The following is a 24,117-nucleotide window of genomic DNA, read 5'->3' as shown; positions in this document are numbered from 1 at the left end:
GTTTCTCATTCGTTTACTTAGTGTGCCCTCTTTTGAACTATCTTTTACATGAACTATATTTGACAGACACTCAGCAGATCGAGGTCGATTTTGAAAAAGCAATTCATAAATAATTTTCGCTACGTAAGCTGGATTGCCATTATCAGCTCCCTGTGCGGGTCTGCTTTGTTAAGTTTAATCGGTGCGACCAAAGCTTACGCCGCGTTCTACGTCTACTTTATTGGGACAGAAAAAACCGCTGATATGTCGCATTTAGATACCGCTGATCTGGCGATAAATTATATGGTGAAATCCTTAGACACCTTTTTGGTTGCACTGGTGCTTTTTATCTTTGCGCACGGCGTGTTCACTTTATTTATTTGGGACAGTGAAAACGATAAGCTCAAGTCATTTAATGTCTTACATTGGATAAAAACCCCCAATATCGGCCATCTAAAAAACATTCTTGCAGAAGTCATCATTGTCATTCTTTTTGTCAAATTCTTAGAGCTGGTTTTGGTTGATTTTGACAATCTGAGCTGGGAAACACTTGTCTTACCTATCGCTATACTGATGTTGAGTTTAGGGCTAAAATTTCTCGGCTTAGCACACGATGAAAAACAACCGACCAACGATGACACAGAGTGACCATTGCAATGATCAATAGAGCTTTAAAAACCGTCACCGCGGCTGACATGCCGCAATTTAGCGCCTGTATGACGGCAGCGTTTTTAAGCGATCCTGCTGCCCGCTACATTTGGCCAAGCGCAGAGCTATTCATGCGAGTATTCCCAGACTACGCCAAGCTATATCAAGGGCCGTCGATTATTGATGGGACAGCATGGGCGACAAAGGATTTTTCCGGCGTTATTACCTGGCTCGCTCCTGACCGTCACCCCGATGAAGATAAGATAAAACAGCTCGCATTTACCACCTGCCCCACCGGAATCTTAAGTGAAGTACAACGTTTTTTTCATGAGCTTGAACAGTTTTATCCATCAGAGCCCTGCTGGTACTTACCTTTAATCGGTGTAGACCCTGCCTACATGGGACAAGGGATTGGTCATGATTTAATGGCAGCCACACTGCCGACGATTGACGCCAGTGGGAAACCCGCCTATTTAGAGTGCTCTAGCCCTAGAAATGTGGCCTTCTATCAGCGGTTTGGCTTTCAGCCTATTGGCGAAGTCTCACTCGGAGGAAGGCCGATATCCACTCCAATGATTCGCTTAGCAAAATAGCGTAAAGTAACATCCTGTTTAATATCGATTTTAGTTCTACTTCTCTTTATTCCAGTATATGATGCGCCACCTTTAAATGTGACGCATCACCACTACCATATGCCGTTAAGCAACGCGACCAATCAAGCGCTATTTCTTCTTATTTTTGCCAACCTATTAGCCTCTTTTTCAGATGTCTCTCTTAAAGTGCTCAATGGTGAAGTTCCGACTTTCCAGTATGTTTTCATTCGGCAATTATTCAGTGTCATTCTGCTGCTTCCCTTGTGGCTAAAGCTCCCTAAAGCAGTCCGAATGCAAGGAGGATGTCGCATTAATTTTTTACGTGCACAGTTCATTCTCATGGGCAGTGGCTGCGCGATGATTGCGGTCACCCACTTAACTCTCGCAACTGCAAATGCGATGTTTTATGTCGGACCAATATTGATGCTGCCATTGTCAGTGATATTGCTCAAAGAAAAGCTAAACTCTACCAAAGTGATTGCGACATTAATTGGCTTTATAGGTGTAGTCATTGTCCTACGCCCTGAACAATTTCATTGGGCTGCCATCGCAGGGCTTGGCAGTGCGCTCTCTATGGGGGTTGGAAATGTGCTGATTAAGCGACTGCCCAATGATCAGCATATTGTTGCCACGCTATTTTGGACGGGAGTAATGACTCTGCCACTCGCGCTTGCGCTCGCAATACCGCAGTGGAGTACTATTGAATGGCACCATATTGGCTGGATTATGGTCATTAATCTATTGGTTCTGGGCTATCATGCGCTGGTTGTGGTTGCCTATAGAAAGGCGCCTGCTAATCAAATCGCGCTGGCTGAATATTCTGGACTTATCTTTGTTACGGCGTTTGGGGTGATGTGGTTTGATGAAATACCCGATATCCTCACCCTTATTGGTATTACGCTAATCGTTATACCTATTATGCCCATTCGATGGACAAAGTGGCTACCCCGCTCACAGCAAAAACAAGTTGAGACGATCTAGCCAAGTCGATACGGCTCAACGATACATGCCACTTGATGGTTACCTATTTCAACGGATCATCATCAGGTAATGCGCTATGGATCCATAGCGCTAATCGCTTTCTAATATTTTTTCCATCGCATTTATCGGCGGGAAGCGGGGTTATCTGATTCACTTCTACTAAAAACAAGTAGATGGCTTTTGCCTTCATGGACGGAGTCGTCCCTTGGTTGGTGAGTGTGTAACCTTGCATTGCAGCAATTTTAGTACCGACTTCTAACGCCTTCTTGAACAACTTGTCTTCATTTTCTAACTTCGCTGTTTTCGACATTTATTCACCATCAATCTCAATAAATCTTGATGCAATTATATGAGAAAATACCAATTAGTGTTTTTAAGCCAGTAGCAAATCCGACATTTTATCAATGAAATACGCTAGCGACACATGCGCCTCGAAAGCACCACTTTCGCCCACTATATCGCGACCCACTCTACCTCTATCAATGTCACGTCAGCCTGCTTGATTCGCCCTAAGAAACGATCACCCGCCATGATTTCACCCACACCTTTTGGGGTTCCCGTCATGACAACATCGCCATCTTCTAAATCCGTGTATGACAATAACTCGGCCAAAATCACATCCGGCTTATAGATCATTTGCTGAGTACCACCAAGCTGCATTCGCATACTATTGATAAAAAGTTCAACTTCCAATTCATTGATATCAATACCATTAAGTGGCACAAAGCGGCTAAATTTAGCAGAGTGGTGAAATGCTTTTGCCCGCTCCCAAGGTAAGCCCTTCGACTTTAGCTGCGACTGTAATGCACGCTTGGTTAAGTCTAACCCAAAGCCAACCCCATAAAAGCGCTGGTTTTTAACCAAAAAACAGATCTCGGCTTCATAGTGGAGTGGTTCATCGATATAAGAAAAGAGTTCTGCCGCAATGCTTGAGTTGGGCTTGTTAAACACCACCATATTCTCTGGAACTTCGTTTCCAAGCTCTTCAATATGTTCAACATAATTGCGCCCAACGCACAGTATTTTAGATGGGGTGTACTGCTCATTGTCGACTAAAACTGTTTTCATCATCCTTCCTTAGACATACAGGCAATTCATATCAAGAACTCATCGCGGTCTTAGCGGCTGCCACGTAATGACACACACTCACCGACGACGGTAGCCGAACATGATAACGGAAGATGAATGACAACTTGATGATTTTGTCACTATTTTTGTAAAGTTGAGGTGAAGATCGAGGTTTGTTGCTAACGATAAATCAACGTCAGTGTTGGGGTATCGTCTTACTATCCAACATGAATTCTCATTGAACCTTGCAATTTACGTCGTTTTACATAACCATTTGTATATTCAATTAAGTTAGCTAAGTAGCCAATGTATGTCATCTGAACCCCTTTACATCCAAATCAAACGTTTCATCGAAAATAATATCGAAAATGGTCATTGGGCTGTGGGTCATCAGATCACAACAGAAATGGAGTTGACCAAGCAATTTTCTGTCAGTCGAATGACCGTGAATAAAGCCATTCGAGATCTGGTTGGCGAAGGCAAACTTGAGCGAAAACCACGATTAGGTACCTTTGTAAAAGCACCTTCGACAAAAGCAGAGTCCCCTTTGCTGGATACCAGAAATATTGCTGAAGAAGTGCAGCAGCGCGGCAAAATGTATTCCAGCCAAGTTATCCAACATGCGTCGATCAATGCTGATCAAGAGATCGCTATTAAGCTGGGCATCATGCTAGACAGTCCGGTCTTTTACAGTGAAATACTGCATAAAGAAGATGAGCAACCCATCCAACTCGAATGCCGCTGGGTGAACGCCAAATATGCTCCGAATTACCACCAGCAGGACTTCACAACCGTTACGCCTAATGAATACTTAAGCAAGAACTGTCCAATGAGTGCGGTTGAGCATACCGTCGAAGCGATTACCTGTGACGCTAACCTTGCTTCTCTGCTCGGCATGGGTGCGCACGAGCCCTGCCTACTTCTCCATCGTAGAACATGGAGTGGTGATAAGTTAATCAGCAGTGCTCTACTCTATCATCCAGGCAGTCGCTACCAATTAAGTTCAAAAATCACGCTCTAATGATCCGTTAAATAGAACCGTTAAATAGATCGAACCATCGCTAGCGGAAACGGCATGGATTTCCGCCCGCCAACCCGCCTACTCTTTAAATTTACTGCTCAATAATTCCTCAACGATCACGTTTTATTATCGATCCCCTTGATCAATTGTATAGATTAAACTAAATATTTGTATATACAATAATGAGCGAGCCGATATGAACCTGATTCTAACCAATGCCAAACTGGTTTCCATGGTAGATGGTACAAGCGGATATGACCCATCCAATCCTTGTTCCATCGTCATTGAGAACGGCGTGATTACGCACCTATTGCCTGACTGCGCGACTACCTTAGATACCTATGTAAGCTTTCCTCGCTTAGATTGCAAAGGCGCTATCGTCACGCCTGGTTTTATCGATCCGCATACTCATCTGGTGTTCGCAGGCAGCCGCGCTGAAGAGTTTGAAGCAAGGCTGCAAGGCGAGTCCTACGAGTCTATCGCACAACGTGGTGGCGGTATAAACAGCACCGTACAAGCAACGCGTACGGCCAGTGTCGAATCACTCATTACCCTAGCGTTACCTCGCCTAGACAGCCTCATAAAAAGCGGTTGTACCAGCGTGGAAATTAAGTCTGGTTATGGTCTAACACTGGAAGATGAAGCCAAAATGCTTGTTGCCGCGAAGTCATTGGAACAACATCGACGCATACGAATCACCACCACACTGCTTGCCGCTCATGCCGTGCCGGTAGAATTTCGTAATGATGCCGATGGCTACATTGAATACGTTGTCAGTACTATCATCCCTTATGTAGCCGAGCACAAACTCGCCGATGCCGTGGACGTTTTTTGTGAATCAATCGGCTTCAACTTACAGCAAACAGAGCGTGTATTTAAAGCGGCTGTAGACCATGGCTTGGCGATTAAAGGACATACCGAACAACTAAGTAATTTGGGGGGAACACAACTTGCCGCGCAATATCAGGCGCTTTCCGCTGATCATATCGAGTATCTAGATGAAGCTGGCGTGTTAGCTATCGCGCAAAGCGGTACGGTCGCCACATTATTGCCCGGCGCGTTCTACTTTCTACGTGAAACACAATTACCACCCATTCAAGCTCTCAGATTGCATAAAGTGCCAATGGCACTGGGTTCTGATCTCAACCCCGGCACCTCACCTTTTGCCGATCTTCGCTTAACAATGAATATGGCCTGCACCCTATTTCGTCTTACCCCTGAAGAAGCACTGCGTGGCGTAACGTGTCATGCCGCACAAGCGATCGGTCAGCAAGACACGCTAGGAAAAGTCGCCGTTGGCTATACGGCCGATCTAGCGATTTGGGACATCGCGCACCCAAGCGAATTGAGCTATCAACTTGGCATGGGTGAACTCAAGCATCGAGTCGTTAGTGGGGTAATTGAAGATGTCCACTAAATCAACACAAACTGAACATAACTTCCGTTGGCAAGGACGAGATGACCAAGAAGACGGAGAAAATCGCTATCGCCTCCATCATCTTATCAAGCCCGTGGCAACCTTAGCCAATCAACAGTTGGGCAAACAACCTCGTGTGGCATTGCTCGGCTTTGAAACGGATGAGGGCGTTCAACGAAACAAAGGTCGCATCGGTGCCAGTCAGGGCCCTGATAGTATTCGCCAAGCGCTCTGCAATCTGGCTTGGCATGAAACATCAACACTCTATGACTTAGGAAATGTCGCCACAGTGCCAATGGCGCTAGAAGCAAACCAAGCCCTCACTGCTGAGATAATTTCACGGGAGTTACAACACGCGCCTCTCGTGGTACTGGGTGGTGGGCATGAAATTGCCTGGTCTTCTTTTCTAGGTCTTGCTCAGCACTTAGAAAAACAGAGCCCAGCACCACGTATAGGCATCATCAACTTCGATGCGCATTTTGATTTGCGTGAATATCGAACTCACCAAAGTGATGGTAGTACTGCCAAGGCTTCAAGCGCAAAAGACCAAACGTTACAACCTAGCTCGGGGACACCCTTTTCTCAAATTGCTGATTATTGTCACTCCCATCACCAGCCATTTAATTACATGTGTATTGGCGTCAGCAAAGCCAGCAATACCAAGGCGCTATTTGAACGAGCCGAGCTACTCAATGTACAGACCTTGCTTGATGAAGAGATGCTGTATGACGTCACACCATCTCACCTTCAAGCGCTAGAGCGCTTCATAGATAACGTCGATCACCTCTATTTAACCATTGATCTTGACGTATTCAGTGCCGCTCATGCACCGGGGGTCAGTGCACCCGCCGCATTAGGTCTATCTCCAGAGATTTTTTACCCTTATTTCAAAACCATATTAAAGCATAAAGACAAACTTCGTCTCGCGGATATTGCCGAGTACAACCCAGAGTTTGATATCGATGGTCGCACCGCCAAGCTGGCGGCTCGCCTAGTTTGGCAAATTATGACCGCGCTATCCCAGGCAAAATAATGTCCCCAAAAAGATAAGACGAAAACAAACGTATTAATAACGATAAAACAGTTAACCCAATAACTCTAAACGCAGCCCAATAGAAAGACCGACGTCGTGACTTCCATGAAGGGACGGCAATAAAGCTCTTCTGGCTAGCCATCAAAAGGAAAGGAACCATGACACACCCTTGTAACCCTCGCTTAGACACAGAGCGCACAATTCAAGCGCCACGCGGCACGACCCTAAATACCAAATCTTGGTTAACCGAAGCACCATTGCGTATGTTGATGAATAATCTCGATGCTGAGGTGGCAGAGCACCCACACGCCCTTGTTGTTTATGGTGGTATTGGACGTGCAGCAAGAGACTGGGCCTGTTATGACAAAATCGTTGAAGTGCTGAAGCGCCTTGAAGAAGACCAAACGCTTCTCGTGCAATCCGGTAAGCCTGTCGGCGTGTTCCCAACTCATAAAGACGCCCCTCGCGTACTCATTGCCAATTCAAACCTTGTGCCCCATTGGGCAACGTGGGAGCACTTTAATGAGCTAGATAAAGAAGGGTTAATGATGTATGGCCAGATGACTGCTGGATCATGGATCTATATTGGCTCTCAAGGCATTGTACAAGGAACCTACGAAACCTTTGTTGCTATGGCGAAACAGCACTTTTCTGGTGATCCAAGTAATAAGTGGATACTAATCCGCATGGCTTGGGCGGCATGGGCGGAGCACAACCTCTTGCAGCCACCATGGCTAAGCTTCTCTATGATCGCTGTAGAGTGTGATGAATCACGCATTGATTACCGACTAAATACCGGCTACGTCGATACCAAAGCGCACTCCCTTAGCGAAGCCCTATCAATTATCGAGCAAAGCGATACACCCATCTCTGTTGGGTTACAGGGCAATGCGGCGGATGTTTACGCTGAAATGGTGGCGAAAAATATCACCCCTGATGTGGTCACTGACCAAACGTCTGCTCACGATCCATTAAACGGTTACTTGCCTCAAGGCTGGAGCATGGAGCACGCAAAACACCAAAGAGAACAGCACCCAGAGGAAGTTGTCAAAGCGGCAAAAGCCTCAATGGCTGTGCAAGTTCGTGCCATTTTAGACATGCAAAATAGAGGCGCTGTCGCCACCGATTATGGCAATAACATCCGCCAAATGGCCCTGGAAGAAGGCGTGAAGAATGCCTTTGATTTCCCAGGCTTCGTCCCTGCCTATATTCGACCTTTATTTTGTGAAGGCATCGGCCCCTTCCGTTGGGCTGCCCTGTCTGGCGACCCAGAAGACATCTATAAAACAGACCAAAAAGTGAAAGAACTTATTCCCGATAACCCTCACCTTCACAATTGGCTAGACATGGCGAGAGAACGTATTCAGTTCCAAGGTTTGCCTGCCAGAATTTGCTGGGTTGGTTTGAAGGATCGTGAGCGTCTCGGGCAAGCCTTCAACGAAATGGTGAAAACAGGTGAGCTATCTGCACCAGTCGTCATTGGTAGAGATCACCTCGACTCAGGCTCTGTTGCCAGCCCTAACCGAGAAACGGAAGGCATGATGGATGGCTCCGATGCGGTTTCTGACTGGCCTTTACTGAACGCTCTACTCAACACCATGCGGCGGCGCTACGTGGGTCTCGCTTCACCATGGCGGCGGCGTAGGAATGGGATTCTCACAGCACAGTGGCATGGTAATTTGCTGCGATGGCAGTGAGGATGCCTCTCGCAGAATCGGTCGTGTTCTTCACAATGACCCCGCCACTGGCGTAATGCGTCATGCCGATGCCGGTTATGACATTGCCAAAGCATGCGCAACAGAGCAAGGGCTTGATTTGCCAATGCTCGACACTCGCTCTCAGCACAACAATGGTTAAGGAGCCTATCATGTTAAAACTCGTTCTAGAACCAGGTCAGTTATCGCTGAAACAATTGCGTCAAATCAGCCGTTCACCTAGGTTAACTTATCCCTTCATACCGATGCGTTTGAAGGTATCGAAGCCAGTACTCGCGTTGTCGAGCAAGTTATTGCTGAAGACCGCACCGTTTATGGCATCAATACCGGCTTTGGCTTGCTTGCCAACACACGTATCGAACCGGAAGATCTCGAAGTCCTACAAAAAAGCATCGTACTGTCTCACGCAGCAGGCATTGGTAAGCTCATGAGCGACGAAACCGTACGCTTAATGATGGTACTAAAAATCAATAGCTTAGCCCGTGGCTACTCCGGTATTCGATTACACGTTATTCAAGCATTAATCGAGCTCGTGAATTCTCAGGTTTACCCTTGTGTACCACAAAAGGTTCAGTGGGCGCATCTGGGGATCTCGCACCACTGGCTCATATGAGTACCATTTTATTGGGTGAAGGCGAAGCAAGGCATAACGGGAAAATCATCAGCGGTCTTGAAGCACTACAAATCGCTGGATTAACCCCAATCACCCTTGCACCGAAAGAAGGGCTCGCGTTACTTAATGGTACACAAGCTTCTACCGCCTTTGCGCTAGAAGGATTGTTTGTTGCTGAAGATCTCTTTGCTTCTGCAACGTTATGTGGCGCCATGTCCGTTGAAGCCGCACTGGGTAGCCGACGACCATTTGATCCTCGTATTCACCGTGTACGAGGACACCGAGCGCAAATGGACGCCGCCCTTGCCTATCGCCACCTGTTAGATACCACAAGTGAAATTGGCGAATCACACCAGTGTTGTGAAAAAGTACAAGACCCTTATTCACTGCGTTGCCAGCCACAGGTCATGGGCGCGTGCTTGCAGCAAATACGCAATTCCGCCGACACTCTGCAAGTAGAAGCGAATGCAGTTTCTGACAATCCGCTGGTTTTTGCTGAGGACGGCGACATTATTTCTGGCGGTAACTTCCATGCTGAACCCGTTGCTATGGCGGCGGATAATCTGGCGCTAGCCATCGCGGAAATTGGCAGTTTATCAGAGCGAAGAATGGCGCTACTCATCGATAATGCATTGAGTAAACTGCCGCCATTTTTAGTCGATAACGGAGGGGTAAACTCTGGATTCATGATCGCGCAAGTCACCTCAGCGGCGCTGGCAAGTGAGAACAAAACCCTCGCCCACCCAGCATCAATAGACAGCTTACCAACCTCGGCAAACCAAGAGGATCATGTGTCGATGGCTACCTTTGCTGCTCGACGGTTACGCTATATGGCAGAAAACACCCGTGGCATCCTTGCGGTTGAATACTTGGCTTCCGCTCAAGGGTTGGACTTCAGAGCGCCATTAACGTCATCACCGCGAATTGAACAAGGCAAGCAACAACTCAGAGAGTCCGTCGCGTTCTACGATAAAGATCGCTACTTTGCTCCGGATATTGCCAAGGCAAACGACATTATTAAGCTGGCGCTGCATCACCAGCTAATGCCGGAGAATATCTTACCGAGCGTTTAAGTTTTTCCTTCAAGAAAACACACAACCTTCAACCAACCGCTCATGGATAGTTTTTCATGAGCGGTTTATTTTCTTTTAATAAGCATAATATCATCAGACACTAACACGCCAAATTCACAACAAATTGTCCTAAACGTGACGACGCTATAGGGTAGTAATTTTAATTAATTGTATGATACGTCGACATAAATTTCATGTAACGAAGAGACTTTATACGAGTATGGCATCTGAAATACAGCTTATTATTTTTGATTGTGACGGTACGTTAGTGGATAGTGAGCGTCTTTGTAATCTTGCCTTAGAGCGTCAACTGGCTGAAGTTGGGGTTCGCTATAGCGCAGAGCAGCTCATCGCCAACTACCGTGGCGTTAAATTCACTGAAATCCTATCCAGTATTCAATCTGAATGCCAACTGACGCTTCCCGACTCGTTTGAGACAGAATATCGCCTTAAGGTTCGTGATCTCTTCGATCAGCAATTAACCGCTAATGAAGGCGTTGCCGAGGTATTAAAGTCTCTCACAATCCCAGTTTGCATCGGCTCATCGGCACCTCGTGCCAAGATAGAGCATGCACTAAACGTCACCGGACTCGAAAAATACTTCGACAACGCAATATTTAGCGCCCATGAAGTGGGTTCTTGGAAACCAGAACCCGGATTATTTTTGCACGCGGCAAACACCATGGGGGCTGCCCCCGAGCATTGTTGTGTTGTAGAAGATAGTTTGGTGGGCTTACAAGCAACACATCGTGCAGGCATGACCAGTGTTTACTACGCCCCGCACTTAGAAGAGATTGACGTGTTTGGTTCTACTCATATCCAGCATATGTCCCAGTTGCTTAATGTTATTCGGTAATCTATTCCATCAAACGAGTAAGCAGTGAACCTATGCAAGCCCATCGATGGTAAGTTTTATTCCTGAGAGTAACAAAAATAGATAGCACAATCGGTATATCCATTGCTGGCTAACACGATGTAATAACCACACCCCTAACTTTACGCCAACTGGCGCAAGGGGCATCAAAATAAGCGCCGTGATTACGTTAACCCTGTCAAACTCACCAAGGACGGAATAAGGAACCAGTTTGACTAGGTTAACTAACCCAAATAACACCGCCATCGTCGCGACCAAGACCACTTTATCCAGTTTCAGTGGCAACATATAAATACTGGCAGGTCCGCCGCCCGCATGAATTGCGGTACTAGAAAAGCCACTCAATAAACTCCAGAACCACGCGCTCACTTTTCCCGCTGGTTTTTGCTTATTCTCGTCCACCAGCCAATATTGCCCACAAAATAGCAATGATAGGATGCCGATCAGCAACTTAAGGCCAGATTCCGGAGTGACACTCAAAAACAATCCAGCCAACATGACACCAAGAATCGCCCCTGGAAGCATCCGCTGAATTACTGAATAATCGGCATTTCGGTAATGATGTTTCACCGCAAACACATCCATCACACATAAAATCGGTAACAGAATCGCGGCAGCTTGTGTCGGTGCAATAGTCATCGCCATCAAGGGAACCGCGATAATACCCAATGCACCGCCTAACCCGCCTTTACCAATGCCATAAATTATCACGGCGGGAATCGCCGTAATATAAAACCATGGGTCAGTAACGAATAACACGAACCACTCCCTTACCAGCGATTACCTTTGCCTTTTTGATAAAGAGAAACGTCACTAGCCAAATCCTTTTTCAAGCAGATAATCACGGCTTTGTTTAATGTCGTTTAACGTCCCTGCTGAGTGTTTAGGATCTCGTTCTTGCTCAATAGTGATCCAGTCTGAATAACCGACCTGACTAAGCGCCGAATACACAGCAGCATAGTCGATTACCCCTTCGCCAATGGGACACATCACCCCTTGTGCGCAAGCTTGCCAAAAACCAACTTTATTTTGTATCACTTGAGTAAACACTGCCTGATTAATGTCTTTAAAATGAACGTACTCCAAGCGTGAAGCGTATTTAATTAAGCTTTGAGCCGGATCCATACCAGCGTAATGCAAATGCCCCGTATCCAAGCAAAGTCCCACCTCATGATGAGTAAGATCAGCCAGCATCCGATCAATTTCATCTCGGTATTCAATGTAGCCACCAGCATGAGGGTGAACGACAGGGCGAACACCATAATGCGCGGCAATGGTCGCGACCTCTCGAATCGTTTGCATCATTGTGCCCCAACGCTGCTCATCAAGTCTTGGCGCTTCATCGCTCAACCCCGCGCACGCACTGCGACGATCATTCACGCAATCAATCACCACAACTTTTTTGCTGCCAATACGTTTCAGCATCGAGCATAAGTCATGGGCTCTAGCCAATATGCTTTCTTTATGCTCAATAGATGAAAGTGGCTCAAAGATAGTCCCCGCGCAAATTCTTAAACCACTCTCTACCATCGCGGCACTCACACGATCACCCTCAAGAGGCATGTAGCCGTAGGGGCCTAATTCCAGCCCTTGATACCCCGCCGATTTACCTTCCGTTATGACCGTAGTCCAAAGCGGGTTGTGCACATTAGTGGCCGATTCGACTCCCCAACAGCAGGGCGCACACGCGATAAAGTTATTCATGACTATCCTCCTTGTGATTGGTTGATACTGCTATTTAATCAGCGCGTTATTATCGCGCTTACACCCAATCAATATACTCCAAACCCCTCTTCGTTCGTTTTGCATTTATGCAAACCGCGTTTCTGCCAATGGCTATAACACCCCTCTCACTGCATCTTTTAGAATGGATTCATCACTCGAATTTAGTCGCTACTTTCAGCGCATACTGATACAGGATAAAACCATGGAACCTATCTATATTGTTGCAGCAAAACGAACGCCTATCGGCAGTTTCAACGGTGCCCTATCTCCGGTTCCCGCCCCTACATTAGGCGCTGCGGCTATTAAAGGTGCGCTAAGCCAATGTCATATCAACCCAACCCTGATTGACGAAGTCATCGTTGGTAATGTCCTTAGCGCTGGCATTGGCATGGGGCCCGGTCGTCAAGCGGCCATGCAAGCAGGTATTCCCGAAACGGTTCCGGCCTATACCCTCAATATGATTTGTGGCAGTGGAATGAAAACTGTCATGGATGCGGCCAGTCATATTAAAGCGGGGGATGCTGAAATTGTTGTGGCGTGTGGTATGGAAAGTATGTCGCAAGCGCCATTTATACAGACTCATCAAGTCCGAGGCGGCGTTCGTATGGGCAGTATTTCTCTAGAAGATAGCATTATTACTGACGGCTTAACCGATGCCTTTAATCAATATCATATGGGCATGACTGCAGAAAACATCGCAGAGTCGCTATCTATCTCGCGTGAAGAGCAAGATGCGTTCGCATTAAGTAGCCAGCTGAAAGCCGCAAACGCATTGGAAACTCATGGTTTCAGAACCGAAATCGAACCAATAGAGGTCTCGGTACGTCGTCAGCAATATACCGTTGAAATGGATGAGTATCCAAAGGCGAACACCACATCAGACAGCCTAGCTCGCTTGCGTCCTGCGTTTAAAAAAGAGGGAACCGTGACTGCAGGCAACGCGTCTGGCATTAACGACGGCGCCGCTGCCATCATTCTGGCTTCAAAATCAGCCGTGGAACGATATCAGTTACAGCCAATAGCGGAAGTGGTTAGTTACGCTCAGGCAGGGTTGTCTCCCGACATGATGGGATTAGGACCGGTTCCGGCCATTGCCAATGCACTGGAAAAAACTACGTTATCACTGCAAGACATTGAAGTTTTTGAGCTCAATGAAGCCTTTGCCGCTCAAGCACTTGGTGTGGCCAAGCAATTAGCTGAACAGCACAATGTTGACCAAAACTGGCTCTTAGAACGCACCAACCATAATGGCGGAGCAATTGCTTTAGGTCACCCACTCGGTGCCTCCGGTATTCGGATTATTGTCAGTCTCGTTTATGAATTAGAACGTCAAAACAAAGATTATGGACTCGCATCCCTGTGTATTGGCGGAGGAATGGGGACAGCAGTCATCCTTAAGCGATGTGCGGCTTAGCCAAACGAAAACGTAAAGTAAAACTAAAACTAAAACTAAAACGTAAAGTAAAACTTAAAAAACAGAATCTAGAGTAGCCAAAAATAGTACTAACAACGTCTAGCACTAAGCCTCTTTATAAAGGCAAATGATGTATAAGGGTAAAGGATGAGAAAGAAAATCACAGGCAGCGATATTGCAGAAAAGCTACATGACGGCATGACTATCATGATTGGTGGTTTTATGGCGAATGGCGCACCAGAGGGTCTTATCGACTTGCTACTTGAGCACAATATTAAAGACATCACTCTTATCTCCACCGATACGGGTACGCAAACATCAGGGTCGGGTCGCTTAATTGCTGCCAAGCGTATTAAAAAACTCTTTGCCTCTCATATAGGGACAAACCCGGAAACAGGCAACCAAATGAATGCGGGCACATTAGACGTTGAACTCGTTCCTCAAGGGACGTTAGCGGAGCGTATTCGAGCTGGAGGCGCAGGATTAGGCGGAATCCTCACTCCTACTGGTTTGGGCACTATGGTTGCAGAAGGAAAGCAAGTCCTCAACATAGACGGCCAAGATTACTTGTTAGAAAAACCACTGCGTGCAGATCTCGCCTTTATTCGTGGTTCGCGTGTGGATGTAAAAGGCAACGTTTTCTACAACAAGACGACGCAAAATTTCAACCCGTTAATGGCAACCGCCGCTGATCTCGTTATTGTCGAAGCCGAATCTTTGGTGCCTCTTGGCGATATAGCACCGGAAAGTGTCCACACTCCAGGGCTTTATGTCGATTATGTTTATCACACGGAGGCAAAATAATGACAAATTTCCTCAAGACTCTGTCACTTTATCGTGATACTCCTATCGGCAAAAAAATTACCGATAAAGCCGCCATTCGCCGAAACATAGCCTGGCGTGTTGCACAAGAGTTGCACGATGGCGATGTGGTTAACCTAGGGATTGGTTTACCCTCGCTTGTCGCCAACGAAATTAGTAGCGATATTGAACTACTTCTTCAATCTGAGAATGGCTTATTGGGCATTGATGCTATTGCTAATGAACATAATCGCGACGCCGATTTAGTCAATGCCGGAGGTCAACCCATCACCGCGAGTATTGGTGCCAGTTATTTCGATAGTGCAGACTCTTTTACCATTATTCGTGGCGGGCATGTGGACGTCACCGTTTTGGGTGCGTTGCAGGTCGATGAGCAAGGGAACCTCGCTAACTGGATCATACCGGGAAAAATGGTCCCCGGTATGGGTGGCGCTATGGATTTAGTCGTCGGTGCAAAGAAAGTGATTGTGGCAATGGAGCACACCGCCAAAGGGAAGCATAAGCTACTACAAACCTGCTCCTTACCATTAACCGCACTCAACCAAGTCGATATGGTCGTCACGGAAATGGGCGTTATTGTTATCCACGATTCACAAATGATATTAACCGAAATAGCCCCCGGCTACACCCCAGAGGAAGTTCAGCAAGCTACAGAAGCCACATTAGTGATCCCCAAACCACTAACCATTATGCCACAACCCATGCTGTAAATTATTACGCGACAAACTGTTATGACGCTCCACGTCAGTATTGCCCATACATCCTGTGTGACACAGCGAGATGTGTGGGCTTTTTTGTTTGAGTCTACTTAACTGGCACGCCTCTGCTATTTCCCTATTTTAAATCAGGGAAATACTTTGCGACATCGACCACATCAATCTGCTCCGGTTTCAAGTATTTCTGTGCATAGACGAGATAAGCATTACTGCTTAATAGCAGCTTGAATGTTTCTATATCGATATGCTCATCCAGTGCCATTTTATACATGATATCAATCGCCACACTGATCGGCTTGGCGGTCTTATACGGGCGATCACTTGCTGTTAGGGCCTCGAATATATCGGAAACCACGAGTATTCGCTCTGGTATCGACAACTCTTCACCTTTTAGTTTTCTGGGATACCCTGTCCCCTTCATCGTTTCGTGGTGGGTTGAGGCATAACGTGGGACGCGGCTAAGCTCTTGAGGGAAAGGGATACTCTCCAATATTTTAATGGTGCCTATCATATGCTCATTAATCTTGAATCGGTCTTCAGCGGTTAAGGTGCCACGTGTTATGGTTAAATTATACACTTCACCAAGGTTGTATAGATGCTCGGGGACTGTCATGTCTATCTGATGTTTAGGGTCAAACGAGATAGGCTGCTCACGTTTAATAATATGTTCTGGCTTATCAGACAGAAGTCTCTCTTCAAATGGAAGTGATGTACTCTCTCCCCTGTTGCTCGCCTCTGCTGTAGCGACAAACCCATCGTGTCATCAAAATGGCGAACCCAAACCGCTGACGCAATGTCCTTAATTCGCGCCACTTTTTCCTCGCTCATGAACTCGCCGCCGACGTTGGCATTAGCAACAAACTCGAAATCTTGCTTAAGTTTCTCGTGTGCTTGATACAACTCAGACTCAATTTGCTTTGTACTGTGTTCACCGTTTAGTCGCTGTTGTAACGATGCAATTTCAGCATCACGCCAGAGTACTTCGAAACGGGTACGAATCTCATGAATACGATTGTAGTTAGCTTCAAGCTTGCTGCCTTTATCGACAATATGTTCGGGAGTGGTTATTTTTCCGCAGTCATGCAGCCATGCCGCAATTCTAAACTCGCGCTTTTCATCATCGTTGTTAAACCTGAACTGAGCAAATTGTTCAAGTTGAGATTTCTCTGCCGCGTCCGCCAACATCATGCCTAATTCAGGTACGCGGTGGCAATGTCCTCCGGTGTATGGTGACTTATCATCAATAGCTTGCGCGATTAGCTTAATGAACGATTCGACAAACTCTTCTTGCGTCTTTTCATGTTGCTTTAGCTCTTTGGCCATCTCTTTAATGGCAACCGATAAGTCCCACACTTCTTTTATCGGTGTTCTAACCACTGCCACCTCTTCATAACGCCTATCCTGTATCTTCTCAGCTTCAACAATCAACTGCTTGATAGGTCGTACAATGGGAGCCCCAAACACCCATGCGAGCGGTAGCGTTAAACACATTAACAACAAGGTAATAAATATTGAGGTAATCACTCGAGATCGAACGGTCTCAAAGATCTCTCGCTCAGGAATGACGACCGCAAAGTATTCAGAATAGTGCTTGCCCGTTTCGATCTCTTTTAGATAAACATGCTTCTCTTCTCCATTTAACGTCATCGCGATAATGTCATCGCTCAGCGTTGCAGACTGAACCATGTCATAAAGCTCGGTATACGGCACTGTATTGTCGCTTTTGTCACCCTGACTGTGGAACCATTTACCCGCAAGCGCTGAACGCTGCGCTGGAGTGATATTATTTATCGCTAGGTTGACTATAGGAACAAGATCGGCAAGTTCACGGCTTAATACGATGTGAAAATCCATCGAGTACATTTCACCTAAGTCGATCAGATTTGAGTTAACTTTTAGGTCTGAATAAAACAGTCTATCCAAACCAAATGAAAGTACCGACTTTGAATCCAGCACTGCGAAACACGCACCGGTTTCGACCGAATCAAACGCTGCATTCAGAGTTTCAAATTCTACTAGCTCAACACCGGGAAAGTCTTTTCTTAACGTGGGAATTATCGACCAATCGGCGATAATAGCGACCTTCTTTCCTTCTAATTGCGCATAATTAGAAATAATGTCGGTATCCATTTTGGTCACAACGGAAAAAGGCAATTCGTAGATTGGCTGTGTGTATATGCCTTTTGCGTAATCAACAACACTTCCCTGCTGCTTCTGTACTGATTGCAACGCATCTAAGTCACCTTGCACAAATTTCTGAGTTAGCTCTTCCCAAGAAAATCCATTCACAAAATCAAATTCAATACCTGTGGACTGGGAGATAAGAGTAATAATGTCAATAGCATAACCATTGGGCTTACCTGCTACTGAATAATCCATTGGGCCCCAATCATTTTGATTGGAAATGAGAACAGGATTCGTACTTGCAATGATCGCTTTTTGCCTTTCAGTAAGGTTAAGTGTTGGACTTTCGGGAAACGAATCTTGCTCTGAAGGTTGTTTATTCGAGGCAATAATATTCCCGGATTTGGAGTAAACAAACGCTTCAACTTCACTATCCTCCTTCAGGCCAAGTGAGGTAGCAGAAATCTGTTCTGCTAACGATGATAAAATAATATCAATCCCTATGACCTGCTGGCTGATATTCTCTTTTTGCGAGTGAAATGCCAAGGAGTAAGTTTGTCCGGTAACCTGCAGATGATGGAATAAATATGGATCCGTTTTACTCACCGAATCGTATTTGGCCTTGATGTACCATGGCCGAGTGGTGGGGTAATAGTTACTGCTCACGAGCGTTTCCGCTCTCAAATTGAACGCATCATCAAAATAAGCCGTCTTTCTTGTTCGTTTGCTGTCTATACCTCGCACTGTAATGACAACCCAACGATCACTTGCTTTTGCACCAAGCCTTTTCCTAACATCAGGCGAGGACTCTAGATTGATTATTTGGTAAAAGTCCTCATTTTCTGAACCAACATAAATGCTGTAAAACAAGTCGTTATCTTTTACCGCCTCAGACAAAATCGCCCTCACCTCTTGTTCAGATAAATGATGACTGATTGAGCGACTAATTTTTGAGAGAAGTTGTATGGTATTGGTTGCGTCAGCGTCCACTTTGCCTATGACTTCATTCAACTGTTGAGAAACCATAGTAAGGCTAGACAGAGTCTGTTCCGTCGCCATTTTTTTACTAAAATAATATTGCAGAGAAACCGCTACTATCGCGGTCAGGATTGTCGCAACGACAAACATTCCTACCACCGTGATCCGGAATGAAACCTTGGTATTATTCATTATTACTCTATCCTTGAGCCGCCATCATTGATGGCACGGCCTGACAATCAGTTTTTTGGAAAAATCCATATTTCTCAAATTCCTTTTGAAGATTAGCAGGTTAGCGATAAATTGCTTTTGCAACGCAAACTAAACTTAAGTTTAACGACCTGTAAGCTACTTATTTATATGAAGTTGTGCGGTCCATCTCAAAACAGCGGTGTTAGTGTTCACAGAGATTTCTTAATGAGGGCGCGATTAAAGGCCAGTGAGCATATCAAAGAAGCGTTGTCTGGAGGCTAAGCGTATTGTCGCGATGAGTCTGGTACTCTACGTGCTTATCGGCATGCGCTGACGGTGATAGTTTGATACTCCACAGTGCGTTAAGTTGATTAGGTACAATCGAATATCGGACATCGATGATACGCAACTCATCGGTGGGGTCTTGCGCTAAATAACCATTGGAAAACCATCGGAAGCGTTCAATGTCTATCGCTTGCTGCGAACGCAGATCGAGCCAAGGAAAGTCTTTATTAATATTGAGCTTGCTGATGGATTCTCCTGGATAGGTTTTTACCGATGCGCCTACCCTCACCGCATCAATATGGTAGTTGCCCTCGACTTCATAAACCACTTTCCAAAGCAATATGTTAGCGAAGCTCGGCTTAGCCTCCAGCTGAACGGGAAAGTGTTGCCGTTCTTTAGCCAATTGCCATCCGGCAGCCTCAGCCCTATCCCTTTGTATCATTCCTAACGTCGGATAGATCAGCGCCCATAGAAACGCAATACGAGCTAACCACGGCTGTCGCTTTAGGGTGGCAAATACCAGCAATATCAATATGGGCAGTGTGAATACGGGATCAATGACAGAGACTGTATTCCAAGCATAACGCTCGTTGGTTAGTGGCCAAAACAGCTGAGTGCCATAAGTCGTGCAAAAGTCCAGCAACGCATGAGTGCTATAACCTAAAGCGCAATAAAGCCAACTCTGTTTGAACGACAGCCCGCGTTTTTTTGCGATCAATTGATGCAAAACCAGCGCACAAATTAAACTTCCAATAGGGATAAAAAACAGTGAATGAGTAAATTGTCGATGAAATTCTAAAAACAATAAGGGATCACTCTGTGAGCGAATCAGCACATCTAAATCCGGCGCCATTCCGGCAAGTAGCCCTAACACCCCTGCAACGACTATGTGTTGTTTTTTACTCACCGACTGAGGCAAAGAGGCGCCTAGTAAGCCTTGTGTTAGTGGATCCATAGATAACTCATTGCTCGCTAAATGCCGTGAACATAGTACATTCAGCTATAGCACTAAATTATGCTTAGTAACAGGACATTGCCTAAACTTTACATTAGAGCATTTTAGAAAATTTGAACGGAAGGAGAGAGGAAAATTAACAAGATAAAGGAAAGATAAAGGAAAGATAAAGAATAGATAGCGTTAAACTTGACGACTAACGCTATCTATTGTTTTAGGTCGCTCTTGGTGCGAACATGATAATTGCCATCCCGAGTAAAGCCACTGATACGCCAATAATATCCCACAACGTTGGGCGGATCCCATCAACAAGCCATAGCCAAAGAACGGCTACAAAGATATAAACGCCACCATATGCGGCATAAACTCTACCCGCAGCTGTAGGGTGTAACGACAACAACCAAGCGAATAAAGCAAGACAGAATGCTGCAGGGATCAAAAGCCAAACCGACTTATCTTCTTTTAACCACAGATAAGGCAAGTAACAGCCTAATATTTCTGCAATTGCTGTTATAAAAAACAGACCGATGGTTTTCATTTCTAACAAGTAGATATCCTTATTCTTCCGTCGCCAGCGATTGTATTGCTTCTTCCACAGATGAAAATTGTATTTTAGTCAGGCACATTTCGCCCTTTGAAAACTCATGTTGCTGAATTAACTGCGTGACTGCTGTTAATGACAATCGTCCCCCGCTTGCTACAAACGTATAATTCCCCTTCGATTGGCTAATTATATAACGTTGACCACCACTGTCGATTAAGCGATCCGAATCACTCCAAATTAACGATTCAAACTCGCTAGCAAACATTAACTCAGAGTCTAAAAATATGAGTTCATAATCACCGTCTAGCTTTAAAACACATGGCCATTGAATCATCACTTTCTCTTTACCGCTGCTTCATAAACGCTACAGCTAACCCTGAAGAGATAAATGTTAATCCTGCCCCTACGTTTAGACCTGATACCAATTTAGGCTTGCGCTTAAACCAATGGGATAACTGCGATGCAAAAACACCCATCAAACTAAAACCAATCGCGGTAAGTAATGCGAACCAAACGCCATAACCAACCATTTGAACAGTGACCGAGCCTAATGCTGGGTTGACGAACTGGGGGACAAAAGCCAGAACAAACATACCTGGTTTTGGGTTCAGGGCCGCGGATAAAAAGCCTGTCGAGAAAATCGCTTTTATTGATTGTTTTTTCGTGCGGCTCCAAAGAGAACAAGCTGCGGGTACGCAATACCTTTATCCCCAACCAAATCAAATACGCTGCGCCCGCAGTCTTGACGACATAGAACGCCAATTCTGAGGTTTGAATAAGTAAGGTAAGACCAAACGTTGCCGCAATAACATGAAAAAGGATCCCCGCGCCAGACGAAAACCCCGATACTATTGCCGCTACCCTGCCTTGACTTAGACCGCGCCCAACGGCCAGCAAATTATCAGGTCCCGGTGAAATAACCAGCAACAGACAAGCCACTGTATAGGGCAGAAAAACTTCAATTGGAAACATGTCACCTCCTTATTCTCTTTGTTGGAATGCTAACGTGGCTCAATAAGCCTTATTAATCACCCCTTACTACTCTTGTACCTTATTTTACGGAAACGTACCACACACTTAAGCATGCACTTAAGCGAACTATGATAGGGTTAGCGATTAACGCTCTCTTGTAAACATTAAGAACGACTCAGCCGTCGCTTGGGGTTGCTCAACCATAGGCAAATGACCCACATTTGAGGCAATGTCTAACTTAGCTTGCGGAATCACCTGCTTTAAAACCGAAGCTCCCGATACGTGCAACACCCTATCTTTGTCACCCCACGATATTAGAACTGATCCATCGTAGTTAGCTAAGACCTTTTCAAGCGGCAAGTCTGGCTGGGGGGTGCCATTATTCATTCTGTGTATTTGCTCGAAAATTTTTGTATTTATCTCCAGACTTTCACTGACTTTGCTGGATAAATAACTCACGATTGGTGAAGGAATAAAGGGAGGATCAACAAACAAAAAATCGAACAGTTCTGAAAACTCTGCTTCGGTTCGAGGCAAGACGACTGGGGGCAAGCCCTTCTTAGTCGCTGAAAACATTTCACTGACTTCCGAACCCTCAACACCAAATGGGCTGATAAGCCACAAATGGTCAATTATTTCAGGGTATTGGGCAGCAAAATTTCCTGCAATATATCCCCCCATAGAACTGCCAGCTAAAGTAAATGCGTCTAAGCCTAGAGCATCAGATATCCGCTTTAGTCTTTCTACTTGAGAGCGAACATCATAGTCCAGTTCTATATTCTTTGTGCTGTTTCCAAAGCCTGGTATATCAATAGCGATGACATCAAACTCACCAACTAAGTAGCTTGATAATCGATTCCAGTTATCCTTATCGGCACCAAAGCCATGGAGTAAAACTAATTGAGGACCACTTCCGCCGCGAAGATATTCAATGTTTAACTCATCGACCTTGACCTGCTTCACTTCAAGATTAGCCATACTTCTTTCAGTCATGATCAGATATTGAAATAGCGTTGAAGCAGGCATAATAAGGTATGCAGAAACAACGATAACAATGAGCCCAATCAGAGAGGTAGCAACATATTTTGCCATGTGGTTATCCTTTTGATTTTTGACTAGCGACTACCCTGTCGCATAACGCCTCTAGAAGAGGTCAATAAGTATGAGCAGCGCTTAAATGTAAGCGAGTCGACACGCGGAAGTGGCTCAAAAACAGCGCCAATATTTAGCTATTGACGCCATACTCGTTTGTTAGCTGAATTTCTTAAGGTTGGCTTCCAACTGCTCCCGTAAACCTTGATTCTCTTGCTGAATCCAATATTCCGCTATTTGGTTTTCACTGACTCGGTACACTGCGCTTCCTACTGTAGACAGTTCTAAACCTGTCGGTTCATAACCATAAACCACTCCCTTATGGCGTCCTTCTTGACGCCAACGTACGTAGACCTTTTGACCTTGAACTAAAAACTCTTCTATTGACAGGTCAAAATCACCATAAGCTTCTAGAAATTCTTCAACGTGTTCACGATAGTTTTCAGGCGTTCTTTTAATTGTTTCTGAGACTCCAGAAACAATCTGATGCGCGACAACTACTGGGGCTAGATACTGGTTTACTAAATCTGGATTTTTCCCTGATCTTACTTGTTCGATAAAACCTCTAACCACTTCTTCCACTGACATCAATTATTCCTTCTATTCTGCTAACGCCTGCTTAAGTTGTCAGTGACGCACCACTGAACCTAACTTTGACATCGTAATCACATAAACCGAAATTGACGCCAAAAGTGCCGAACGTTCCGAATCGACTTGAAGCGTTTGTTAGCTGGACTTTTCCATTACGAAATTTCTTAGCTTTTGCCCACGAACGTCCATTTCTTGAGACTGAACCACTTTAAACCCAAAGTGCTCATAAAATGGCTTAGCTGTAATACTAACTTCTGAGTAAAAACGAGAAATACCCCGCTCTTTACCAACAGCAAATACATGATTCATCAATGCCCTGCCAACACCCTGACCTTGATACTCATGATGGCAAAAGAAATGATCAATTAATCCATCAGATTGAAGATCTGTATAACCTACAACGATACCGTCAATTTCAGCCACAAATGGATTCAAGCCTTTCATTCTATTTATCCAGATAGACAATTCCAGACTTTCTGGAGCCCAAGCCTCGACTTGCGCTTGGTTGTAATCACGAATATTTATATTGCGAATAGTATAAAAATGGATATCCCAAAGTGCCTGTGCATCCGCTTCAACATACTCTCTAATTTTTATCATCGTACTACCTCGCGTGAGTACAGCTAACGCCCTGCTAAGTGGTGAGCAACGTACCCTCAAGCTAAGTTTTACGCCGTAATCACTCAAGCCTA

21 protein-coding genes and 4 pseudogenes are annotated in these 24,117 nt (G+C 45.4%); 13 read left to right on the top strand and 12 right to left on the bottom strand.

Annotated features, from left to right (window positions below):
* Nucleotides 1-90 precede the first annotated feature (90 nt).
* From AC0L66_RS22360 to AC0L66_RS22350, 3 genes are all read left to right on the top strand, one after another.
* A complete protein-coding gene (locus AC0L66_RS22360) occupies nucleotides 91-627 on the top strand; it encodes a YqhA family protein (RefSeq protein WP_265677475.1) in 537 nt (178 codons plus the stop codon).
* Between the two features lie 8 nt (nucleotides 628-635).
* Nucleotides 636-1,220, top strand: a complete 585-nt coding sequence (locus AC0L66_RS22355) for a GNAT family N-acetyltransferase (RefSeq protein WP_265677473.1) — start codon at nucleotides 636-638, stop codon at nucleotides 1,218-1,220.
* 99 nt (nucleotides 1,221-1,319) lie between these two features.
* Nucleotides 1,320-2,201: a DMT family transporter gene (locus tag AC0L66_RS22350; protein WP_473569456.1), complete on the top strand. Its 882-nt coding sequence runs from the start codon at nucleotides 1,320-1,322 to the stop codon at nucleotides 2,199-2,201.
* A 43-nt stretch (nucleotides 2,202-2,244) separates the two neighbouring features.
* Here AC0L66_RS22350 and AC0L66_RS22345 read toward each other — a convergent pair whose 3' ends face one another.
* Nucleotides 2,245-2,511, bottom strand: a complete 267-nt coding sequence (locus AC0L66_RS22345; protein WP_265677470.1) for a DUF5062 family protein — start codon at nucleotides 2,509-2,511, stop codon at nucleotides 2,245-2,247.
* Between the two features lie 143 nt (nucleotides 2,512-2,654).
* Nucleotides 2,655-3,269 (bottom strand): fumarylacetoacetate hydrolase family protein, encoded by a 615-nt coding sequence (locus AC0L66_RS22340; protein WP_265677488.1) that lies wholly within the window; start codon nucleotides 3,267-3,269, stop codon nucleotides 2,655-2,657.
* Nucleotides 3,270-3,579: 310 nt separating this feature from the next.
* On the opposite strand from AC0L66_RS22340, the gene hutC reads away from it, so the two are divergent.
* The 7 genes and pseudogenes from hutC (at nucleotide 3,580) to AC0L66_RS22305 (ending at nucleotide 10,997) form a co-directional block, all read left to right on the top strand.
* Nucleotides 3,580-4,290 carry a histidine utilization repressor gene (gene hutC, locus AC0L66_RS22335; RefSeq protein ID WP_265677469.1) on the top strand — a complete coding sequence of 237 codons (711 nt, stop codon included), beginning with the start codon at nucleotides 3,580-3,582 and terminating at the stop codon, nucleotides 4,288-4,290.
* A 196-nt stretch (nucleotides 4,291-4,486) separates the two neighbouring features.
* Nucleotides 4,487-5,707 carry an imidazolonepropionase gene (hutI, locus tag AC0L66_RS22330; protein ID WP_473569455.1) on the top strand — a complete coding sequence of 407 codons (1,221 nt, stop codon included), beginning with the start codon at nucleotides 4,487-4,489 and terminating at the stop codon, nucleotides 5,705-5,707.
* On the top strand, nucleotides 5,697-6,740 hold the full coding sequence (hutG, locus tag AC0L66_RS22325) for a formimidoylglutamase (protein ID WP_473569453.1): 1,044 nt from the start codon (nucleotides 5,697-5,699) through the stop codon (nucleotides 6,738-6,740). The genes hutI and hutG overlap by 11 nt, the downstream gene beginning before the upstream one ends.
* A gap of 158 nt (nucleotides 6,741-6,898) precedes the next feature.
* The gene (gene hutU, locus AC0L66_RS22320) at nucleotides 6,899-8,437 is read left to right on the top strand and encodes a urocanate hydratase (RefSeq protein WP_473569452.1); all 1,539 of its coding nucleotides are present in this window, start codon (nucleotides 6,899-6,901) and stop codon (nucleotides 8,435-8,437) included.
* Nucleotides 8,388-8,597, top strand: a complete 210-nt coding sequence (locus AC0L66_RS22315) for a hypothetical protein (protein WP_473569451.1) — start codon at nucleotides 8,388-8,390, stop codon at nucleotides 8,595-8,597. Before hutU ends, AC0L66_RS22315 begins: the two co-directional genes overlap by 50 nt.
* Before the next feature lie 10 nt (nucleotides 8,598-8,607).
* Nucleotides 8,608-10,141, top strand: a pseudogene (hutH, locus tag AC0L66_RS22310) (histidine ammonia-lyase).
* A gap of 220 nt (nucleotides 10,142-10,361) precedes the next feature.
* Nucleotides 10,362-10,997, top strand: a complete 636-nt coding sequence (locus tag AC0L66_RS22305) for an HAD-IA family hydrolase (RefSeq protein ID WP_473569450.1) — start codon at nucleotides 10,362-10,364, stop codon at nucleotides 10,995-10,997.
* A gap of 30 nt (nucleotides 10,998-11,027) precedes the next feature.
* Here the strand turns inward: AC0L66_RS22305 and AC0L66_RS22300 are convergent, their stop codons facing one another.
* Together AC0L66_RS22300 and AC0L66_RS22295 are read right to left on the bottom strand one after the other, a co-directional pair.
* Complete coding sequence (locus tag AC0L66_RS22300; RefSeq protein WP_265677457.1) at nucleotides 11,028-11,774, bottom strand: sulfite exporter TauE/SafE family protein; 747 nt, start codon at nucleotides 11,772-11,774, stop codon at nucleotides 11,028-11,030.
* 54 nt (nucleotides 11,775-11,828) lie between these two features.
* On the bottom strand, nucleotides 11,829-12,719 hold the full coding sequence (locus AC0L66_RS22295; protein ID WP_473569448.1) for a TIM barrel protein: 891 nt from the start codon (nucleotides 12,717-12,719) through the stop codon (nucleotides 11,829-11,831).
* Nucleotides 12,720-12,942: 223 nt separating this feature from the next.
* Here AC0L66_RS22295 and AC0L66_RS22290 point away from each other — a divergent pair, with 223 nt between their 5' ends.
* The 3 genes from AC0L66_RS22290 (at nucleotide 12,943) to AC0L66_RS22280 (ending at nucleotide 15,686) form a co-directional block, all read left to right on the top strand.
* Nucleotides 12,943-14,154, top strand: a complete 1,212-nt coding sequence (locus AC0L66_RS22290) for an acetyl-CoA C-acetyltransferase (protein ID WP_473569446.1) — start codon at nucleotides 12,943-12,945, stop codon at nucleotides 14,152-14,154.
* Nucleotides 14,155-14,301: 147 nt separating this feature from the next.
* The gene (locus tag AC0L66_RS22285; protein ID WP_265677454.1) at nucleotides 14,302-14,958 is read left to right on the top strand and encodes a CoA transferase subunit A; all 657 of its coding nucleotides are present in this window, start codon (nucleotides 14,302-14,304) and stop codon (nucleotides 14,956-14,958) included.
* Nucleotides 14,958-15,686: a 3-oxoacid CoA-transferase subunit B gene (locus tag AC0L66_RS22280; protein ID WP_473569444.1), complete on the top strand. Its 729-nt coding sequence runs from the start codon at nucleotides 14,958-14,960 to the stop codon at nucleotides 15,684-15,686. Before AC0L66_RS22285 ends, AC0L66_RS22280 begins: the two co-directional genes overlap by 1 nt.
* A 124-nt stretch (nucleotides 15,687-15,810) precedes the next feature.
* On the opposite strand, the pseudogene AC0L66_RS22275 reads toward AC0L66_RS22280, so the two are convergent.
* From AC0L66_RS22275 to AC0L66_RS22240, 8 genes and pseudogenes are all read right to left on the bottom strand, one after another.
* Nucleotides 15,811-18,986: pseudogene (locus tag AC0L66_RS22275) on the bottom strand (HD domain-containing phosphohydrolase).
* Between the two features lie 237 nt (nucleotides 18,987-19,223).
* Nucleotides 19,224-20,226: pseudogene (locus AC0L66_RS22270) on the bottom strand (metal-dependent hydrolase).
* Between the two features lie 214 nt (nucleotides 20,227-20,440).
* Nucleotides 20,441-20,773 (bottom strand): YnfA family protein, encoded by a 333-nt coding sequence (locus AC0L66_RS22265; protein ID WP_265677882.1) that lies wholly within the window; start codon nucleotides 20,771-20,773, stop codon nucleotides 20,441-20,443.
* 10 nt (nucleotides 20,774-20,783) lie between these two features.
* Nucleotides 20,784-21,104 (bottom strand): DUF4144 family protein, encoded by a 321-nt coding sequence (locus AC0L66_RS22260; RefSeq protein ID WP_265677876.1) that lies wholly within the window; start codon nucleotides 21,102-21,104, stop codon nucleotides 20,784-20,786.
* A gap of 10 nt (nucleotides 21,105-21,114) precedes the next feature.
* Nucleotides 21,115-21,742, bottom strand: a pseudogene (locus AC0L66_RS22255) (LysE family translocator).
* Between the two features lie 144 nt (nucleotides 21,743-21,886).
* On the bottom strand, nucleotides 21,887-22,834 hold the full coding sequence (locus tag AC0L66_RS22250) for an alpha/beta fold hydrolase (protein ID WP_473569442.1): 948 nt from the start codon (nucleotides 22,832-22,834) through the stop codon (nucleotides 21,887-21,889).
* Between the two features lie 159 nt (nucleotides 22,835-22,993).
* Nucleotides 22,994-23,422: an ester cyclase gene (locus AC0L66_RS22245; RefSeq protein ID WP_473569440.1), complete on the bottom strand. Its 429-nt coding sequence runs from the start codon at nucleotides 23,420-23,422 to the stop codon at nucleotides 22,994-22,996.
* A gap of 138 nt (nucleotides 23,423-23,560) precedes the next feature.
* Entirely contained in the window at nucleotides 23,561-24,025 is a 465-nt protein-coding gene (locus AC0L66_RS22240) for a GNAT family N-acetyltransferase (protein ID WP_473569438.1), read from the bottom strand.
* Between the last annotated feature and the right edge of the window lie 92 nt (nucleotides 24,026-24,117).

It is taken from the genome of Vibrio sp. GJ43-1 (assembly GCF_055808835.1).
This window is presented reverse-complemented; position numbering and strand designations above follow the sequence as displayed.

Bases quoted from the DNA above. Each gene is read 5' to 3' on its own strand.
- AC0L66_RS22355 (WP_265677473.1), top strand. From the start codon at position 636: ATGATCAATAGAGCTTTAAAAACCGTCACCGCGGCTGACATGCCGCAA.
- AC0L66_RS22350 (WP_473569456.1), top strand. From the start codon at position 1,320: ATGCCGTTAAGCAACGCGACCAATCAAGCGCTATTTCTTCTTATTTTT.
- AC0L66_RS22345 (WP_265677470.1), bottom strand. From the start codon at position 2,511: ATGTCGAAAACAGCGAAGTTAGAAAATGAAGACAAGTTGTTCAAGAAG.
- AC0L66_RS22340 (WP_265677488.1), bottom strand. From the start codon at position 3,269: ATGAAAACAGTTTTAGTCGACAATGAGCAGTACACCCCATCTAAAATA.
- hutC (WP_265677469.1), top strand. From the start codon at position 3,580: ATGTCATCTGAACCCCTTTACATCCAAATCAAACGTTTCATCGAAAAT.
- hutI (WP_473569455.1), top strand. From the start codon at position 4,487: ATGAACCTGATTCTAACCAATGCCAAACTGGTTTCCATGGTAGATGGT.
- hutG (WP_473569453.1), top strand. From the start codon at position 5,697: ATGTCCACTAAATCAACACAAACTGAACATAACTTCCGTTGGCAAGGA.
- hutU (WP_473569452.1), top strand. From the start codon at position 6,899: ATGACACACCCTTGTAACCCTCGCTTAGACACAGAGCGCACAATTCAA.
- AC0L66_RS22315 (WP_473569451.1), top strand. From the start codon at position 8,388: ATGGGATTCTCACAGCACAGTGGCATGGTAATTTGCTGCGATGGCAGT.
- AC0L66_RS22305 (WP_473569450.1), top strand. From the start codon at position 10,362: ATGGCATCTGAAATACAGCTTATTATTTTTGATTGTGACGGTACGTTA.
- AC0L66_RS22295 (WP_473569448.1), bottom strand. From the start codon at position 12,719: ATGAATAACTTTATCGCGTGTGCGCCCTGCTGTTGGGGAGTCGAATCG.
- AC0L66_RS22290 (WP_473569446.1), top strand. From the start codon at position 12,943: ATGGAACCTATCTATATTGTTGCAGCAAAACGAACGCCTATCGGCAGT.
- AC0L66_RS22285 (WP_265677454.1), top strand. From the start codon at position 14,302: ATGAGAAAGAAAATCACAGGCAGCGATATTGCAGAAAAGCTACATGAC.
- AC0L66_RS22280 (WP_473569444.1), top strand. From the start codon at position 14,958: ATGACAAATTTCCTCAAGACTCTGTCACTTTATCGTGATACTCCTATC.
- AC0L66_RS22260 (WP_265677876.1), bottom strand. From the start codon at position 21,104: ATGATTCAATGGCCATGTGTTTTAAAGCTAGACGGTGATTATGAACTC.
- AC0L66_RS22250 (WP_473569442.1), bottom strand. From the start codon at position 22,834: ATGGCAAAATATGTTGCTACCTCTCTGATTGGGCTCATTGTTATCGTT.
- AC0L66_RS22245 (WP_473569440.1), bottom strand. From the start codon at position 23,422: ATGTCAGTGGAAGAAGTGGTTAGAGGTTTTATCGAACAAGTAAGATCA.
- AC0L66_RS22240 (WP_473569438.1), bottom strand. From the start codon at position 24,025: ATGATAAAAATTAGAGAGTATGTTGAAGCGGATGCACAGGCACTTTGG.